6 protein-coding genes and 1 pseudogene are annotated in these 18,673 nt (G+C 69.6%); 1 reads left to right on the forward strand and 6 read right to left on the reverse strand.

Translation table 11 applies throughout. The annotated features are described in order from the left end of the window. The first annotated feature begins 7 nt into the window (after positions 1-7). A complete protein-coding gene (locus VBO01S_RS06745) occupies positions 8-868 on the forward strand; it encodes a fumarylacetoacetate hydrolase family protein (protein WP_062472330.1) in 861 nt (286 codons plus the stop codon). A gap of 390 nt (positions 869-1,258) precedes the next feature. Here the strand turns inward: VBO01S_RS06745 and VBO01S_RS31680 are convergent. From VBO01S_RS31680 to VBO01S_RS06770, 6 genes and pseudogenes are all read right to left on the reverse strand, one after another. Then, positions 1,259-1,459: pseudogene (locus VBO01S_RS31680) on the reverse strand (GMC oxidoreductase); the annotation flags it as partial. Between the two features lie 14 nt (positions 1,460-1,473). Then, complete coding sequence (locus VBO01S_RS06750; RefSeq protein ID WP_082818018.1) at positions 1,474-2,184, reverse strand: RNA polymerase sigma factor; 711 nt, start codon at positions 2,182-2,184, stop codon at positions 1,474-1,476. Positions 2,185-2,193: 9 nt separating this feature from the next. Next, positions 2,194-15,804, reverse strand: coding sequence for a filamentous hemagglutinin family protein (locus tag VBO01S_RS06755; RefSeq protein WP_062472336.1), 13,611 nt, complete (start codon positions 15,802-15,804; stop codon positions 2,194-2,196). 336 nt (positions 15,805-16,140) lie between these two features. After that, the gene (locus tag VBO01S_RS06760) at positions 16,141-17,151 is read right to left on the reverse strand and encodes a FecR family protein (protein ID WP_062472338.1); all 1,011 of its coding nucleotides are present in this window, start codon (positions 17,149-17,151) and stop codon (positions 16,141-16,143) included. Positions 17,152-17,215: 64 nt separating this feature from the next. Beyond that, complete coding sequence (locus VBO01S_RS06765; RefSeq protein WP_062472341.1) at positions 17,216-17,731, reverse strand: RNA polymerase sigma factor; 516 nt, start codon at positions 17,729-17,731, stop codon at positions 17,216-17,218. A gap of 2 nt (positions 17,732-17,733) precedes the next feature. After that, on the reverse strand, positions 17,734-18,462 hold the full coding sequence (locus VBO01S_RS06770; protein ID WP_157627298.1) for a TonB family protein: 729 nt from the start codon (positions 18,460-18,462) through the stop codon (positions 17,734-17,736). Positions 18,463-18,673: the final 211 nt, after the last annotated feature.

The following is an 18,673-nucleotide window of genomic DNA, read 5'->3' on the forward strand; positions in this document are numbered from 1 at the left end:
CCACACCATGAGACTCATCGCCTTTATCGCCAGCAACGGCCTGCCCGCCTTGGGGCTGCGAACCGGTTCGCAGGTCGTCAACCTCACCGAAGTCGGATTGCCGTCGACGCTGGACGCGCTGCTCAAGCACCCCGACGGACTGAGCGCAGTGAAGGATGCCGCCGCCCGCGCGACGCAGCACCTGGCGTTCGCCGAGCTGAAACTGCTGCCGCCGCTTCAGAACCCCTCCAAGGCCTTCGCCATCGGCCTGAACTACGTCGATCACGCCTCGGAAAGCAACTTCGAGCCGCCCAAGCACCCGGTCCTGTTCCAGCGCTTTCCCTCTTCATGGGTCGCACACGGCGAGCCCCTGGTGCGCCCGCGGGTCTCCACGCAGTTCGACTATGAGGCGGAACTCGTGGCCATCATCGGTAAGGCAGGCCGCTACATCGCCAAGGAGGATGCGCTGGCGCACGTGGCCGGTTACGCCATTTTCAACGAGGGTTCCATCCGCGACTACCAGTTCCGCTCCGGCCAATGGCTGTGGGGAAAGAACTTCGATCGCAGCGGCGGCTTCGGCCCCGAATTCGTCACAGCGGACGAACTGCCGGCAGGCGCCACCGGCCTGCAGCTGACCTGCCGACTGAACGGCGAAGTGCTGCAAAGCGCCAACACGCGCGACATGATCTTCGACGTAGCGACCCTCGTTGCCGCGTGCTCGGAAGGCATGGAATTGCAGCCGGGCGACATGATCATCACCGGTACGCCCTCGGGCGTGGGTCTGGCGCGCACGCCGCAGGTCTGGCTTAAGCCGGGCGACGTCTGCGAAGTGGAGATCGAAGGCATAGGCATTCTGCAAAACCCCGTGATCGACGAAGTGTGGGCCTGAGGCCTGATCGTCCTCCCCCGCTACCGCGGGAACAATGGGCAGGCGTGCCGCGCGCAAATGGGGAGCGGCTCGTTTTTGACGGACAGCTCCTCTCAAGCCGAGCCTCTCGAACGTCGGCAACCCATTTGAAGGGGGGCATACCCCAAGGGCGGCTATGCAGCGATTGCTGCCGGTCGCAACCGCATCGCGATTGAACGCTTACCGCCCCGGAGCAGTCGATCAGGCACCAGCGCTTTCGCCGATCCAGTGGCCAGTTTCGGAGGTACAACCACCCGTCCTGTCCAAACGCCCCTGACGAAGATCTCATCAGCGCCTCCGATGTGCAGGCGGCCAACCGACGACACCGACGGGCAAGAAAGAACCCAGTTCTCGGCAGTTGGGGATCTGGTGTCAACGTCCCTCTGTCGCGCGGATCATGTCGGCGCCTTTTTCCCCGATCATGATTGCATGCGCGTTCCTGTTGGAAGAGGGAATGCAAGGCACAACGGAAGCATCTACCACGCGCAAGTCGTCGATGCCGAGCACTCGTAGTTCATGGTCCAGCACGGCCATACTGTCGCCGCCCATCGCGCAAGTGCCCACCGGGTGGTAACGGGCCACAACACCTAGAGAGCAGACCTCACTGTCCGAAGCTTGCGTCGCGAGGCACTGATACCTGCGAACACCTGCTGCCCGGAACTATTTGCACAATGGTCCAGGGCTTGGCGTAACGCGGTATCCACACCGCGCAGTGACAGGCCATAGCGGGTCGCAACCTCATCGCGCGTCATCTCGTCGATTCGTAAGGAAATGAGCACGGCACGGTGGCGTCGCGGCATGCGCTCCATCGCACGATCGACCGCATGCAATTCCGAGCGGGCTTGCGCAATCGTCTCCGGACCGGGCGAATGGTCGACGAATTGTTCGAGCACGGCCTCGGCATCGCCGCTGTACTGCCACGGCCGATCGGTGCGCAGATAGTCGATGGCCAAGTTGCATGCCACGCGCAAGATGTAGCGCTCGGGGCTTAGCACCGGCTCGCCGACGACTGTCTCGCCCAGGCGCAGCCAGGTGTCATGCAGACAGTCACTGGCCAGGTGCGCGCAGCCGACACGGTGCAACAGGCGCTGACGCAGGCGCTCGTAGTTCGCGACAAGAAAATCCTGCAACGCAAAGCCATGATGCGCCTGGCCGAGCGGCTCGTTCGCGGCCTCGGTGCCGGAGGTCGGCCGCGAACATCGGAACACGCCCGGCTCCATGGGCAACGGGTGACCCGGCAAGTCATCGGCATGCACTGGACCCAGCGAACCAGGCGAACCACGCGATAGGGAAAGCATGCCGCTTCCCTACCGAACCTGTTGCAGGCGACGACGCTCTTCGTCCGTCAGGCGGGCCAGTTGCTTCGGATCGAAGCTGTCACCCAGGCCCACGAGCTGCATCGGAAACGACGGATCGTAGGGATGCTTCGCACTCGCCTGCCGGGCTGAATTCGGCGGCGGGGAAGCTTCGGCGCCGTTCCTTGGGCCAGCCTCGTCGCCGAAGCCCAACACCCGCACCGTGAACACCGATGGCAAGCTTTGCCGGGCTGCGGCGCGCTCACGCTGCAGCACATCCTGCGCGGCGCTCGCAGCCTGCGATGCGGCGGCGCTCGCGTTGGTGAGCGCGCCCACGTTCACCGCCGCAATCACCGGAATGCCCACGGCCTGCCCCTTCACCTGGATGTTCTCGGCGTTCACCACGCGCAGCGCCGCAAGGTTCACGTTGCCCGACACGCGAATGCCGGCTTCGCCTGCGTCGATGGTGCCCAGCGGCGCGATCAGGTCCACGTCGCCCGGCGGGATCTCCGGAATCGGGTTCAGCGTGGCAATGCCGGCACCGGTGTTCGGCGTGTTGGGCGACAGCGCCACATTGCCCACGTTGTCGTAGGCGCGCCGCTGCGGCGTGTAGACGATGGTGGTCTTGGCGCCGCGGCCCGCGTTGATGTCGCCTTGCGCCGACCACGCCAGCACGTTGCCGCCGAAGGTGGTGAAGATGCGGCTCTGCCCGAGCAGCAGGCTGCCGCGCGTGTAGACGTTGATGTCGCCTTCGCCCTGCGTGAGCAGGCCCGAGCCCTCGCCTGGCGTGAAGCCGCCATCCACGCCCACCACCGCGCGCCCGCCCGGCACCAGCAGGCTGATGTCGCCGCCGAAGTCGGTGTGCATGCCGGCGTCGAGTACCTTGTAGTACGGCAGGCTGGAGCCCGCGCTGCCCATGGCCAGCCATTCGTCGTAGCGCATGTAGTTCCTGCCCGGCAAGGCCCGCTTGGTCGGCTCTGCGATGGCCTGCTCGTAGTACAGGGCGCTGCTGAACATGGTCAGGTCGCCGGTGTAGTCGCGCGGGTTGCCCTGCGCATCGTGCGACGGCAGCAGCGTGGCGATGGCTTCGCGCCCGCGCAGGTAGCTGCCGCTGCGGCGGCTCTTCGGGTCGTTGTATTCGCGACCGCCGGCCTTCAGCTCAGCGTAGTACACGTTGCGCAGGAAGGCGCGTTGCTGCGGTGGCGGCAAGGCGTCGAAGAAGGCGCGCGCGTCCATCGTCCTCGCATCGAAGTGCAGACCCAGGCCGTTGGCGCCGCCGAAGCGTTCGGTGAGCCAGTTGACCAGGTGCAAGCCGCTTTCCAGACGGTACTCGCGCTCCAGCGTGCGGATCGCCGCGCCGCTGCTGGTGCTCCCATTGCCCTGCCGCGCTCCATCAAGCTCGGCCTGCTTGCTCGCCAGGTACGCGGGGGCACCCGCTTCGTCGCCGTCGTAGCCGAACTCGCGCGCCAGCCATTGCGACAGCGTCAACGTGCCTTCGTAGGTGCGCAGCGCCTTGCCCGGCTGTTCTGCGAAGGACTGCTCGGCGTTCGCCAGGTTCTTCGGATCGAGGTAGCGCGCGGCAAAGGCTGCCCAGTCGGCGCCTTCGCGGCCCACGCCCGCGGTCACCGCAATGCCGGCGCCGCTGCGGCGGTCACCCGGCACCACGCCGGGCCCGCGCGCCACCGAGCCGATGCTGCGCAACTCAGCCTTGTCGGCCATGTACACGTCGCGGCCTGCGGTGAGTTCGAGCTGGCCAGGGCCCGCCACGTAGAAGCTGCTGTAGCGGATGTCGCGGCCCGCCTCCACCACCGACACGTCGTCGATGTTGTTGTGCACGATCAGGTTGCCCGTGGCAAAACCGCTCCCCTGCGAGGGCCACGGCCGGTACGGCGCATTGCTGTCGGCGGCGCGGGTGCGCGTCCAGCCCAAGGCATCGGCCGGCAGGGTCTCGACGACGCCCAGCGGCGTACCGGCATTCACGATGTCGCGGCCGGCGCGGATCGCGACCGGGCCGCTGCCTTCGTACCAGGTGTCGATCGGGCCGGTGGCCTCCGAGCGCGAGATGATGGAGCCGGTGCGCAGGCCGACGATGTCTCCCTGCACCGCATAAAAGCGCGACGGCGCCTGGCCCGTGACGCTGTAGCCCGAAGCCGTGGGCGACACGAAGCTGAACAGCGGATAGCTCTGCTGGGTGGCATTGGGCAGGGAATCGCCCGACACCAGCACCGAAGGCGCGATCGCATCGGGGTGCACGTTGGTGATGCGAAGCGGCCCGTACCAGATGGCCTGGCCCATGCCGACAAAGCCCGGGTTGAAGGGCGTGGGCAGCATCGCCGGATCGACGCCCGAGGGCGTCACGGCGTAGCCGCTCGCGTAGATCGAATCGCCGGCCAGCAGTTCGAGTTGCGGCTTGCCCTGGCGGGCGAACTGCGCGCCGACCGGTGTCGGTGCCAGCAGGATGCTGGTGCTCGACTTGTCCGGCATGTCGCTTTTGTTGAACGCACCGGTCACGGCGTTGCCGTAGTAGAGGCTGCCGTTGGCCGCTGCCGCGCGCAGTACCGCGGGGTAGATGAAGCGGTCGCCGCTCGCCACCTGGTCGCTCCGGCCGCGGTTGTCGGTCCAGGCCATGCCCGGTGTCAGGTTGCCGCCGGCCGAGAACAGGTCGACCGCCGTCGACGGCGTCCACAGCGAGAACCAGCCGATGCCGCCGCCGGCGAAATGCGAGCCGCCGGAGGAGAACGGCACGCCGCCGTTGAACTGGGGCACGCGCCCGGCATCGGTCACGGTACCGATCACCAGGTCGCCGCGCGCTTCCATGCGCAGGCCGCTGTCGCCCAGCACCAGCACCGGTCCGCCGCCGGCGATGCCGGAGCTCGACACGTTGACACGCAACGCGCGCGACTCCGTCGGGTCGGCCCGGTCGTAGCGCAGCTCGATGCCGCCCACCGAGCCCGCGTCCACGCGCAGCGCGCCGCGCAAGTTGGTGAAGGTGCCGTTCAGGTCCTGCCGCTGTTCGGTGCGGCGCAGGTCGCTCGCGGACTGGAGGTTGCCGTTGGGGGCGAAGCTGCGCGTCTCGGCCACGGGGTTGAGGCCGCCGCCGATGCGGATGTCGAGGTCGCCGCCACCGGTGAGCACCAGCTCGCCGGCGGAAGTCACGCGGCCGGTGCTGCCCACGGCCAGGTTCAGGCCCTGGCTGCGCGAGACGAAGGCGGCGTTCCAGTCGCTGCGCATGTTGAGCATGCCGGCATTACGGCCTGCCTCGAAGACCAGGTTGCCGCCGCCCAGCGTGCCGAAGCCGGTGAAGCCCGTCAGGTAGGGTGCGCTGTCGTTGAGGAAGCCGGCCACGTAGGTTCCGAAGTTGATCCACCAGGCAGTCGGGACGTCCTGGGCCACGGTGCCGCCGCCCTGGCGCCACAGCCATTGCCCGACGGAGCTGGTGCCCGTCATCGTCCCGCGCATGCGCAGCGGGTCCGCGCGGAACAACGCGGTACCATTTCCGATCTGGTCGCCCATGACGTCGCCCCCCGCGCGCAGCAGCAGGTTGCCGCCGTGCTCGGGGTACCACGCTTGGTAGAGGCTCTGGCTGCCGCTGCCGTCGACGAAGGGCGCGAGCGTGGTGCCCAGCGAACCGAGCATGCTGCCGTCGGGCTGTTGGCCGCGGGGCAGGTTGTGGAGATCGTCCTTGCCCGGCGCGGCCAGCGAGGCCGAGGGCGTGCCGGCGGTGTAGACGCCATACGGCGAAGTCATCAGGATGTCGCCGCCGGAGACCAGGTCGAGGTCGCCGGTGCCGGTGCGCAGCACGCTGAAGATCGGCTCGCGCAGCGACTTCTCTTCCAGCCGGGTCTGTGGCGGCTTCCCGGGCGCGGTCTGCACCAGCAGCGGGCCGGCGCCGAAGTCGTTGAGTTCCAGGCCGCCCCAGCCCATGACCTCCTCGACCTGCGCCGGGGTCAACGCCTGCCCGGGATGGATGTCGAAGCCCAGGCCTTGTTCGTTCCAGAGCGCCACGTCGGCATCGATCGCCCACATGAACTCACCGGGCGTGGCGGTGCCGGGAATTTCAACCCTGATGAAGTTGGAGCCGTAGTGCGTGTCGGACAGGCGGATGCCGGCCCGGGCATGCGGCTGCGTGAGGCGCGTGTCTGCCGCCGACAGGTCGGCCCCGCCGACCAAGCGCAGGTCCCAGGACTGCGAGCCCTGCGCCAGCAGCGGCGCCAGTGCCCAAGTGCGGCCCTGGGTGCCGTCGGCGTTGCGATCGCGCAGGTCGACGACGTCGATGCCGCCGGGCAGGCGCACCAGGGTTTCGCTGGGAATGACCGCGCCCTTGGCCAGCGCGAGCGGCCGCGCGAGCTGCACGCCGTTAATAGGCGATCCCGGGGAGAACTCGTCGCGGATGACGCCGTCGGGGAAAGGCAGCGCCACGCCATGCGGCCAGGTCATTGCAGCCACGTTGGCGACGCTGTTCAGGCGGAAGCCCGCGCCCAGGCGGGCGCCGGCGGGCAAGGTCACGTCCGCCGCGAGCACCGTGCCCGCGGCATACAGCACGTTGCCGGCCGCATCCTGCACCGCGCCGCCGAGCACCGCGCCCTTGGCCAGCGCCAGCGGCTGGCTCAGCGTGGCCGTGGCGGGCAGCAAGGTGCCGCGCGCCAGGCTCATGGGCTGCATGGGCAGGTCGTAGTTCAGCACGCGGCCCGACTGGAAGAAGGTGCCGGTGTCCAGCGTCACGCGCCCGCCTTTCGGCAGCACCACGTCGCCGCCCATGGGGATGCGGCCGCTGGGAAGCACCCAGCCCTTGTCGTCGGGCGTGACCGGCAGGCGCGCACCGTCGAAGCCGTCGCTCAGGCTGCCGAAGACGTCCAGCCTGCCCTTGGCGCGCAGCACCAGCGCACCGGCTTCGCCCGAGCCCGCAACGCCGGTGCGCGGCGTGTGGGGGTTGATGCCCTGGTAGCGGTAGCGCGACAGGTCGATGTCACCGTCCAGGTGCAGGTCGCCGTCGGCCGTGCGGCTCGCGATCTCGATACCCGGGCGCAGGTGGAAGGCGTCGCTGTATGCGCGCAGGCCCTGCAGCCGGGTGTTCATCAGGTTGCCGTTGGCCAGCGCGTTGGCCATGAAGGCCGAGCTGTCGGCGTGCTTGGCATCCAGGTAGACCTGCGTGACCGACTGGTAGCTGCGGCCGTCCACGCCAATGTCGGTGCCCACCGGCGCATCGTCGTAGCGCCAGAAGGCGTTGAGCATGATCGACCGCGCGCCGTCGATGGTGATGCCGCCGGCAGCGTCGATGCCGACGTCGTTGCCGGTCGCGCCGCCCAGGCGCGGCGCGTTGAGCGCGACGGTGCCGAGCGCGCGGCCCGAGCTTCCCGCGCGCAGGTCCATGCGCACGCCGGGCTCGATGCGCAGGCGTCCGCTGCCCACGTCGATCTCGATCACCGCGCGGTTGGGCGCCTCGATGGCCTGGCCGTAGCTGTCCACGCGCAGCACGCTGCCATGCGCGTCGAGCACGGCATTGCCGGCCAGCGTGACGCCGTTCTTCGCCGCAAGGCGGATGCTGCCCACCTGCTCGCCGCCGGCATCGACGGTGCCGGCCACGGTGAGCTGGCCGTTGTCCACCGACACGTTGATCTCGCGTGCGCGCAGTTCGTTGCCCACTTGCAGGTCGCCCTGCTTGAGCTGGAAGCTGCGGCCACCGAGCACGCCGCCGTCGTTCAGGCGCTGGTTGAGGCCGGTGAAGTCGTCGATGTGCTGCGCGCGAATGTCGGCGCGGCCCGCCGCGTAGGGCACGTCGGTGCCGCCCGCGTCGTAGCGACCGCTGGTGGCACCGCGCAGGGTGCCTGCAAGAGACACCGTGCCCGCGGCATCGCCCAGCGCCATCGCCACGATCTTGCCGGCGCGGTTCTCCACCGCCGACACGTCGATGACCGAACCCGTCGCCTGCGCGATGTTGCCCGCGCGGCTTTCGATCTGCACGTCGCCGCCCCAGCTGTGCTTAGCGCTGTCGAAGAAGTCGATGCGCCGGCCTGCCATGTCGACCTGCGCGCCCGCTCCCAGCAGCAGGTCGCCCTGCGCCGCGAGGCTGAGCTTGCCGCTGGGCAGCAGCACGGCGGTGTCCAGGCGCAGGCTGCCTTTGCGGCTTTCGAGCGACAGCTCTGCGCCGAGTGCGTCGGCCAGCGCCGCGTTGTCGGGCACGCCTGCACGGGCACCGGGGAAGGCCACGGCTTCGATGTTGCCGCCCGCCACCAGCTTGTTGACCGAACCCGCGCGGCCGGTGAGCAGCGGCGTGCGCAGGTGCAGCGTGCCGCCGCTGTAGCTGAAGTCGTTCAGGGTGTCGTCCCACGCACCGCGGCTCTGGTAGACCGACAGCGAGCCGCTGCGGTTGGCCGTGATGCGCTCGCTCGCATTCAGGCTCACGTCGGCAAAGCCGAGCGTCGTGCGGTCGAAGGTGTGGACGGAGTCGACGCGCGCACCGGGGCCGAAGCCGAACTCGATGCGGCGCGCGTCGATGGCCAGGCTGCCGCTGCCGGTGCCCGCGCCGCCGGCCACCACGTTGCCGGCCGGCGTGGTCGCGCCGTTCCACACCAGCGTGTCGGTCTGGATGCGCGCGAGCGCGTCGGCACCGCCGTAGCCATAGATGGCGGGCGTGCCCAGCACCAGCCGCTCGACCGACGATCGGCCGGTGGCGGGGTCGATGGTGGACAGCGTGGTCGTGTCGTAGAAGTTGAGCGAATCGCGCACCGTGAGAACCAGGTTCTCCAGCGCGGGCGCGCCGGCCTCGGTGTCGCCCCGCAGCAGGCGGTCGAGCACGCGCTGGTTGAGCGTGAGGCCCGGCGGCAGCACGCCGCGCGTGGTGGCGTCGGCCAGCGACTGCTCGCTGCCCACGTTCACGCCGCCCACGGCCAGCACCAGGTTGCGCGTGCCGTAGCGCACCGCCTCGCCGAGGTCGAAGGCGTTGTCGGTCGCGGCCGTGATGGTGCCTTCGGAGTACAGGCGCGTGACCCCGGCGCACGGCACGAGCGTGCAGGCGCCGATCCGGATCGCACCCGCGCCCTTGCCGTCTTCGTTGATCGGCAAGGTGGGCGCCAGCATGTCGAGCCAGCCGTTGGACACGGCCACCAGGCTGTTGGGGCCGGGCGCGAAGACGAAGCCGTCCTTCGAGTCATAGGCGGCCTTGCCGCGGCCCAGCGTGTTGATGCTCGCGCCCTGCTCCACGGTGATGCCGCCGGCGCGCGAACTGGTGATCAGAAAGACCTCCGCCGCGCGCAGTTCGCTGCCGGCGCGCAGCACGATGGCGCGCGACTGCGCCGTGGCATTGACCATGTTCGCCTGCTGCAGGCTGCCCTTCCTGTCGAGATAGGACGCCGTGAGCTGGCCGCCGATGACCAGGCGCGCGGCGCCGATGGCGTTCAGCTCCGAGGCGTTGATCGACACGCCGGTGAAGCCCGGCGTGCGCGAAGCGCCGTCGGGCAGGATCTCGAAGTCGCTGCCGCCGCCGGCCGACACCGTGCTGCCGCGCCCGCCCTCGGCCGGCGCGGCCAGCACCGTGCCGGCAAAGCGCAGTTGCTGCGGCCGTCCGAGCGAGCCTTCTTGCGTGGGCGGCAACAGGTCCAGGCGCATCGACTTGGCGTCGCGCTCCAGCACCGCGCGCGGCACGCCTTCGCGCAGGGCCTGCGCTTGTGCGAAGGCGCTGTAGCCCATCTCGTTGTACTGCGAGTAGCTGCGCAGCATGTCGGCGGGCGTCAGGATCACCTGCGTGGGCATCGCATCGCGAAACGCCGTGCCGGCCGTGCCGAGCTGCCCCGAGGCCGCCCACGACCCGTTGCGCATGGCGTTGGCGGTGCCCATGGCGCCCACGCTGGGCGCCAGCCCGTTCAGCTCGACGCGGAATGCACCCGGCATCAGCGCGTAGGTGGAAGGCAGCAGCGTGTAGGTGCCCGCAGGCAAGCCGGGCACACCCGCGCCGATCGTGATCTGGCGGCCCACGGCCGCGTTGCTTGCGCCCTTCTCCCCGTTCACCGGCGCATAGGCGGCCTGAATGCCCGGCACGATGGCGTACACCGGGTTGGTCGCCGGGCCCGGCAGCACGAAAGCGCGACCGTCGGCGCTGCGCTGCATCAGCGGGTTCATGCGCGCATCGACCGAGCCGCCACGCCCCGGCAGGAAGGCCGTGCCCGTGAGTTCGCCGCCGCCGGACAGGTCGAGCACCGCGCCAGCGTGCACATCCACCGCGTGGCCCACGAAGTTGAGCGACGGCTCCCAGCCCACGCCCTGGTACACCACGTCCTGGCCGTTGAAGACATAGTTCAGCCCGTCCGACGTGCCGCCATAAGGCATGCGCAGCCCGGCCGCGCTGACCGACGTGACGCTGCCCGGCATCAGCTCGACAAGCCCGGTGTAGCCGCCGCCCGCTGCGGTGCCCAGCGTGATGCTGCCCAGCGGCGCGCGCAGCACGCCGGCCTGCACCACCTTGGCGGCCGCCAGCGTGAGCCGGCCGAACGCGCTTTGCGGCATGCCCGGCAATGCATCGCCGATGCGCTCGATGGTGAGGGTGCGCTGGGGGTCGAACGCGGTCTGTATCGTGCCGAATTCAGGGCTCACAGTGCTGTAGCGCCCGACCAGCACGGTGCCGGTGTCGTTGCTGGCCGGATAGATCTGCGCCGCCGCGAGCGTGAGGTTGCCGGGCACATAGAGCCCGCCCCGGTCGTGGAAGCGGATGTCTCCCTGACTGGCCAGGTGCATGTCGTCGAAGGCAAGGCGCTCCACGGCCACCTTCTTGCCGGCGTTCAGATAGATCAGGCCGCGGGTGCCGGTCGTGACGTCGCCGGCAATGTCGATCTGGTCGGCATCCACCCGCAGGCTGCTGCCCGCCGCCACCTTCGGAATGCCCAGTTCCCCACTGCCCTGGCCGTAGTTGCGCACGCCGGTCACGGGGTTGGGCATGAGCGTGTTGTCGACCTGCCGGTTGGCTGAACCGCCCAGGCGCACATAGGGAGCTGCGAGCACGATGCGGCTGTCGATGGGGGCGTTCTCGACCAGGCCCAGGCTGCTGCTGGTCAGGCGCAGGCTCTGGCCCAGCCGCAGTGCCACCGAGCCGTCGAAGCTCAGCACGCCGTTCACGCCCAGCGCCAGGTTGTCGAAGCCGCCGGCCTGGATGCGGTCCACGCCGATGCGCGCGCGGCCATACGTCAGCGCGGGATCGGCCGCGCCGGCCCGCAGGCCTGCCGCCAGCACGCCGTCTCCCTGCGTCTGTGCCAGTACCAGTTCACGCGTCTGGCGCACCGTGTCGGTCACGCTCGGGCCTGCGTAAGTGGAGTATGCGACCGGGCCGTAGAGCGGCGTCTCCAGCGTCAGGGCCAGCGTACCGCCGGCCGCGCCCGCGCCGCCCGAGGCGGCACGCATCTGGCCGTCCAGGAACAGGCCGCGCGAAGAGGTCAGCGAGATCACGCCGCCCTGGCTGGGCGCTTCGACGGGCCCCGCGCCCGGCTGGTACAGCGTGGCCGTGGCGCCCGATGCGTCGAGCCGCGCGCCGGGGCGCACCACCACGAAGGTGTCGGCCTGCGCCGACTTGCGGGTGTCCAGGTCGAAGGGCACGCCGATCTCGATGGTGCCGCCCGCGCTGACCTTGCCATAGGCGTGGCCGAGCGAATCGGTGGCGGTGAAGGCGCGTCCGGACACGTCGAGTTCGGCGTGCTCGCCGATCCAGATCGAGCGGCTGTCGCCGCGGCCGCTGGCGACGCCCGCCGGCCCGACCTCGTTGTAGGTCCCGCGCAGCACCGAGATGCGTCCGCCCGCTGCCTGCAGCAGCCCATCGATGGTGGTTTGCGCATTGCCTTCGAGCGCAATGGTGCGGCCCGGGTCGACCTGGATGCGCGCACCGGCTCCGATGGTCAACGCCCCTTCCGCTTCCAGCGTGCCCGCCTTCAGCGACAGGTCGGCGCCGTCGCGCATCGTGAGCGTGCGACGCACCGCGTTCTCTTGCTGCAGCGGCGGCAGCCAGGTGCGCAGCGCCTGCGAGGTGTCGCTCCCGGTGGCCAGCATGCGTCCCGTTGCCGGGTCGAAGCGCAGCACCGGCATGACGACCTGCAGCTGCGTGCCATCGGCCACCGAGATGCCGTCGGGCGAGCTCACCGCGTAGCGGCTGAAGCCGCGCTGGAACAGGCCGGGGTCCAGCGCCAGAAAAGGTGCCACGGCAACCGTGTCGGGCCACACCGTGCCGGCGGCGATGCGCGTGCCTGCAGGCACCGTGGTCGGGTATTTGGCCGCGGTGCCGGCCTTGTAGACGGTGGTCTGCTCGAAGGTCGGCAGGCCTTTCGGGAACACGTCGGCCGGCAACACATAGCCGGCGGGAATGTTGGAGATGACGATCAGCGTGCTGCCCGCCGGCACCACCTGGTTGGCGCCGATGAACTTGCCCGAGGCCAGTTGCACGGTCGATGTGCTCACCCACGGGGCGGCGGTGACCACGGGGTTCTGGTCGCTCAGCCGCGGCTGCGAGTCTTGCCGCACCACCTGTCCCGGCGCCAGCCTGTCGCTGGTGACGGAGAAATCCATCGGGATCGGCGCGCCCGCGCCGATCACGTAGTCGTTTGCCAGGCGCAGCGGCTGCGCGCTGACCAGCCCGCCTTGCAGCACCTTGTCGGCATCGGTCAGAACGCCGCCGATGCTGATGGTGGTGCCGTGCTCCACGCTCAGCTTGCCGCCACCGCGCACGCCGAAGCCGCGCAGCTCGCCGTCCATCGCCAGCGCGCCGGTGCCCAGGTTCTGGCTGGCGCCCAGCGTCACGTTGCCGCCCTTGCCGCCGCGCAGCAAACCGTCTTCCATCAGCGCCGCGCCCGAAGACACGTCGATCAGGCTGCCCGCGCCCAGCGCCACGCTGCCGGTGCTGCGCACCGACACGCTGCCGCCGTCCACGTAGGGCAGGCCTGCGATGTCGCTGCGGTCGATCTTCAGGTTGGTCCAGAGGCCGCGCGCGTCGAGCGTCACGCCGTCGGCCACCAGCGTCCGGTTGACGTAACCGCCGGGTGGCGCCTTCTCGATCGGCTGCTCTAGCCAGGGCTGGGGCAAGGACGTGTGACGCTCGATCATGTTGCCCAGCAGGATGCTGCCGCCGCGCGCCGTGAGGTCGGCATTGACCTTCAACTCGGTCGCGTGCAGCGCGAGCGTGCCGCCGTGGGCCACGCCCACCGCGCCGTCCACCTGGATGCTGCCCGCCGCGTACACGCGCAGCTCACCCAGCCCCAGGCTGCCGAGCCAGCCGGCGTCGAGCAGCAGGCTCCTCGTGGCCGCTTCGGGCAGCGGCTGCGCGAGTGCCAGGTCGTCGGCCAGATGGCTCGCGTGCGTGCCGATCTCCACCTTCTCGACCACCGCGTCGGGGCTGTTGCGCAGGTTCTGCAGGGCCTTGTCGTAGTACGGCGTCAACGCGCCGATGACGAGCTGGCCCTGCTTCGCCACGGCGGTCTGCGCCTGCAGGTAGCCGTCGATGCCGGCGTCGCGTGCGCGTTGCTGGCGCGGGCCCTGGAAAGCCGTGGTCGTGAGTTCGCCTTCGAGCACCGCGGCGCGGGTGGACACCACCAGCCGGCCGGCGTCGCGGCCCACGGTGTAGCCGCTCTCGAGCCGCTGCTGCGGTGCGATCAGCGGGTTGTAGAAGAAGTCGGTGGTCGAGTCGCCCCAGCGCTTGTGCGCCGACTCGAAGCCCTTGTACACACCGTCGTACAGCAGGTCGCCCGGTGCCTTCGAGGCTTCGTAGAGGCGGCCGTCGCGGCCCTTCAGGTAGCTCTGGCGGATGTTGCCGGTCTGCACGTCGATGGTGCCGCCCGAGAGGTTGATGCTCGAGCCGCCCTGCGTCACCAGCTCGCCGCCGCCGAACTGCACCGTGCCGCCCTGCGCCGCCCATTCGCCTATGCCGTGGCCACTGGTGCCCAGGTAGCCGCCCACTTCGAGCAGGCCGCCGGCCGTGTACCAGCGGTCGCTGTCGTTGCCCTGCGTGCCCTTGGGCACGCGCACCAGCGCGCGCCGGTCGATCCACAGCTTGCCGTTGTTCAGCCGCTTGCTGTCGCGGTTGCCCGGTGCGTCACGCTGCTCGTTGCCTTGCACGTCGACCTGCACGTTGTTGGCTTCCATGGCCACGCTGACGCCCACCGCGCCCGACACGTCGATGCGCGCGCCGCTGGCCACATGGCTGCGACGCACCGCATCGACCATCACCTGCCCGCCGGTGGCGAGTGTGAGCGATTCGCCCTGGAAGTCGACGTTGCCGCCGCTTGCGATGCGCACCAGCGACTGGTCGCGGCGGTTGAACCCGTCGCCGCCGGTCTTGTCGCTGTCCATCAGGAGCGACTCGCGTTGCACGTCGAGTGCGGTGGCGGGGTCGGTGTCGAGCCGGATCGCGGTGATGCTGCCGGGCGCGAGTGTGACCGTGGCGGCGGCCTGCTTCCCGTCGGCCACCAGGTGAATGGTGCCGCGCGTGTGCACGGAGGTGGTCGCTTCCAGCACGCCCTCCTGGTGCACCTGGCGACCGACCAGCGTGATGTCGCCGGTGGGCGTCTGCACGAGACCGCTGTTGACCACGCGGCCAGCGGCTGAGTCGGGCAGGTACAGCGGCGTGACCACGTTGCCGCGTGTGCTGGAGGCCTGGTTGGCGTCGGTGCCCATGCCCTTGCGGATCACGAAGGCATCGCCGGCGGCCAGCACGGTCTGGCCCGAAGGCGTTTCGATGCGCCCTCGGTTGACTGTCTCGCGGCCCGCGAGCAGCACGTAGCCACCACCCTCGGTCACGCTGGTGGGCTTGTGCGTGGCAATACGCGCACCGGCCTCGACCGTCACATCGGCCGTGGCCGCGCCGTGGGTGAAGCCGGTGGCTGTTGTCGCCAAGTCGTTGGCCAGCGTCGGAATGAAGGTCGAGCCCTGCGCGTCGCTGTACAGGCCCTTCTTGAACTGCGCGTCGCTGAGGCCGACGGCGGAGGCCACGAGGTTGCGCGTGTTCACCTGGCTGCTGCCGCTGAAAACGATGCCGTTGCGGTTGACCACCAGCACCGTACCGTCGGCCTGGATCTGCCCCTGGATCTGCGAGGGCCGCGCCTTCGGGTCGTTCACGCGGTTGAGCACGGCCCAGCTCGGCTGCTGTTCGAACTTCACCGTGGTGTTCTTGCCGACGTTGAAGGTCTCCCAGTTCAGGGTGGCCTGCGCGCCGGTCTGCGCGATGGTGACCTGGGTCTGGCTGCCGCTCTGGGTTTGCACCGGCGTATTGGCATTGGCCCAGCCCGCGGTGAGGCTCGCGGTGTCGACCTTCAGGCCGCCTTCAGCCAGGCCGTCGGGCACGCCCTGGCCGCTTTCGAGTGCCGCACGCCGCGCCGCTTCTTGCGCAGCCTGCTGCGCCGCAATGCCGCGCGCGGCCAGGTTCAGGTTGCCGATGGAGCGCTGCAGTTGTTCGGCCGCGCGCTGCTGCTGCGCCTGCGGGCTGGTGAGCATAGACGCTGGCATGCCGTTGGGCAGCCGGCCCGTCGCCACGGCCGTGTTCTGGATCGCGCCCTTGTCGTTGAACCAGGCCGGGCTGAAGGCACGCGGCTGCGCATGCGCGGCGCCGACCACGCCGCCGGCCATCAGCGTCAGCGCGACGGCGCGCGCAACGGGTGCCATCCGGAAGAGACTGCCCTGGGTGGTTGTCGCTGGCCCGTGGTGGCTGCGTGCGCGTGTGTTCATGTGAAGTCTTGCCGATAGGTTTTGAGCGATGCCATCCGGCTGCCAAGCACATGCCGGCGCAGCCGCTTCGTGGGGGCGGCACGCACGGCCCGCGAACCCGCCGCCTGCCATGCCCGTCCTGCCCCCGATGCGCTAAGACGGAGCCAGCTTCTGCAAAACCGCAAACTATTTTTGAGGCGCCGTGTGGCGCTGTCTTGTCACGCGCGGCGCACCACGACGCCGCGTGCACCGTGCCTTTGAACGGTCATGTTCGCGCGGGAAAAAACCGGCGCTTCAGGCAAGGATGAGCAGGCCGCCGGGCAAGGTTCGCGCGCTCAGCTCGAAGTTGTGCTGGAGCTGCGCGAGCGCCGAGTCCAGCGCCTTGATGACGAAACGGCCGCTCACGCGGTTGTCCTGCACGCGCGTGTTCATCAGCACCACGCGACCCGCGCGATAGCGGTTGATCTCGTCGATCACCTCGGCCAGCCGCGTGTTGTTAAACACCAATTCGCCGCGACGCCACGCCGCCGCATCGGCCACGTCGACGCGGCCGATGCCGCTGAGCGCGGCGGCGTCATACACCGCCTGCTGCCCAGCCCCGAGTGCCTGCATGCCGGCCGGATGCTCCACCCGCACGGCGCCCTCGATGCAGGTCACGCAGACCTTGCCCGCGAGGTGCCGCACCTCGAAGCGCCCGGCCTCGGCCAAGCTGCGACCCACGCCCGCCACCACGCTGAACGCAGGGCTGCCCGCGCGCCGCCCTGGTGGCAGGTCGACGGCCGCCTCGCCCGCAAGCAGGTCGATGCCCACGGTGTTGCCATCCACCACCTGGCGGCGAATGCTGGTCTGCGTGTTCAGGGTGACGCCGACGCTGCCGGTCAACGTCAGGGCCTGCTGCTCGCCCACCGCCGTGCGGAAATCCGCGCTCCATTCGCCGGGCGAGTACAGCAGCCGCGCCGGCGGCTGGAACACGGCGACGCCAGCCACGGCGGCTGCCGTGCCCAGTGTCGCGCCCAGGAATGCACGACGCTTCATCAGCCCCGGCCCCTGCAGCGTGCGCGCATGAAACTCGGCGGCCTGCGGGTTGGCACGCAGCATTTCGCCCACCACGGGCTTCAGCGCGGTCCATCGGGCCTTCACTTCCCGAAAGGCTTCCTTGTGCGCCGGACTGGCGTTGAGCCAGCGAGTGAACGCCTGCGCGTCCCATGGCTTCACGTCCCCCGAGGAGAGCGTGCGCAGCCACACCCGCGCCTGCCTGTGCGGCAGGTCGAATTCGGTGTCACGGTCGCCGGGAGATTTCTGCATGTTCAGCGGCTCGGTTCAGCGGGGTCCATGGGTCATGACGTTTTGACACACCCCAAAACCGCAATCAATTTTTTTCATCGGCCATCCGCGTGTCGAGATATTCATGCGCGCGCCGGAGGTCCAACTCCACCGTGCGCAGCGACACGCCCAACTGCCTGGCCACTTCTTTCTGCGCCATGCCCTCCCATCGCACCAGCACGATCACCTCGCGCTGGCGCTTGGGCAGGCGGTCGAGGTGCTTCATCAGCGCGCCGAGGTTCGAGCGCGCCTCGGCCACCTGCGCCGGCCCCGGCGCAGTGTCGGCCAGATCGAGCAATGCGGCCACGTCGTCATGGGGCAAGGACTGGCCGTGCCTGCGCTGGATGTCCACGGCCGCATTGGCGGCCATGCGCATCAGGTACGCACGCGGGCTCTGTATAGGGCCTTCCTCGTCCTCCCGGCTCTGCAGGCGCAGCCAGGTGTCCTGCAGTGCATCGCCTGCCAGGTCGGAGTTGCCGAGCACCCGCGTGAGCCGTCGCTTGAGTTCGCCGTAGCCTCGGGTCAGGTAGTCCAGCAGGACCGGCTGTGCCTTGTCCGACATACTCAGGACGCCGCGCCGTTGCGTGCGCAAGCGCTGCCCGGTGCGGCATCGGGGCTGCCACGCTCGCTCGGCAGGATGAGCATCGTCATCGGCTGGAGCATTCCCGCAGGCGGGGGCGCGTCCATGCGCACACGGCCCAGGGCTTCGAGCATGGCGGTGTCGCGGCCCGTGTCGCCGGTCGATCCAAGCAGCTGGACCCGATGAACCCCGCCAGCCGCATCCACGTGAAAGCGCAGCAAGGCGCGATAGCGGCCCGGCGCCGTGCCGATGCCACCGCACAACGCCTGCCAGAGGCGGGCCTGCACCAGGCCGGGATAGTCACCGGCACCTGCCCATGCGGCCTGCACGGAAGGCGCCGGCTGTCCAAGCACTTTCAATGCGAAAGCCTCGACCGGTCCGGTCCGCGTCCGCTCGGCCACCAGGCCGGTGCCTTCAAGGAGCATGGCCAGGGCCGCTTCGGGCGTGTAGCGACCGCTAACGGCTGCCGAGGTGCGCCCGGCAACGACTTCACTGCGGAACAACGCGGCGCGCTCGGTGATCGACGCGTAGTGATTGAGCGCGGCCGCCAGAGGCTGCGCCGGGATGTCGAAGCGGAAGAACTGGCCCGTCATTTCTGGTGCAGGCGCCTGAAGCCGCGCGTCGCCGGACGGCGAAATGCCCACACCGTCCGCGGCCCACGCCGAGGCTGCAAACATGCACAAGCCCCATAGCACCACGCCGTGCAGGCTCAAGAGGACGGCCTGCAAGCGCACCCGGAGCCCCCCCCATCGCCATCTATCTGGCCGGTATCGCCATGAATGACATCGCCCCTGCGGCCATACCGAAAGGCGAATCGCAAATGGCTGGATCGGCGTAGCAAAACTTAGGCACTGGTTTGAAGCACAAGATGATGGCAGTGCCGCGTGACCCCTTCGTTACACATCAGGGCGCGCACGTGATGGT

The organism is Variovorax boronicumulans NBRC 103145, assembly GCF_001591345.1.
In the GTDB taxonomy this organism is placed as follows: Bacteria; Pseudomonadota; Gammaproteobacteria; order Burkholderiales; family Burkholderiaceae_C; genus Variovorax; species Variovorax boronicumulans.

Excerpts from the sequence above, each read along its gene's own strand:
- VBO01S_RS06750 (WP_082818018.1), bottom strand. The coding sequence starts at position 2,184 with ATGCTTTCCCTATCGCGTGGTTCGCCTGGTTCGCTGGGTCCAGTGCAT.
- VBO01S_RS06745 (WP_062472330.1), top strand. The coding sequence starts at position 8 with ATGAGACTCATCGCCTTTATCGCCAGCAACGGCCTGCCCGCCTTGGGG.
- VBO01S_RS06760 (WP_062472338.1), bottom strand. The coding sequence starts at position 17,151 with ATGCAGAAATCTCCCGGCGACCGTGACACCGAATTCGACCTGCCGCAC.
- VBO01S_RS06765 (WP_062472341.1), bottom strand. The coding sequence starts at position 17,731 with ATGTCGGACAAGGCACAGCCGGTCCTGCTGGACTACCTGACCCGAGGC.
- VBO01S_RS06755 (WP_062472336.1), bottom strand. The coding sequence starts at position 15,804 with ATGGCACCCGTTGCGCGCGCCGTCGCGCTGACGCTGATGGCCGGCGGC.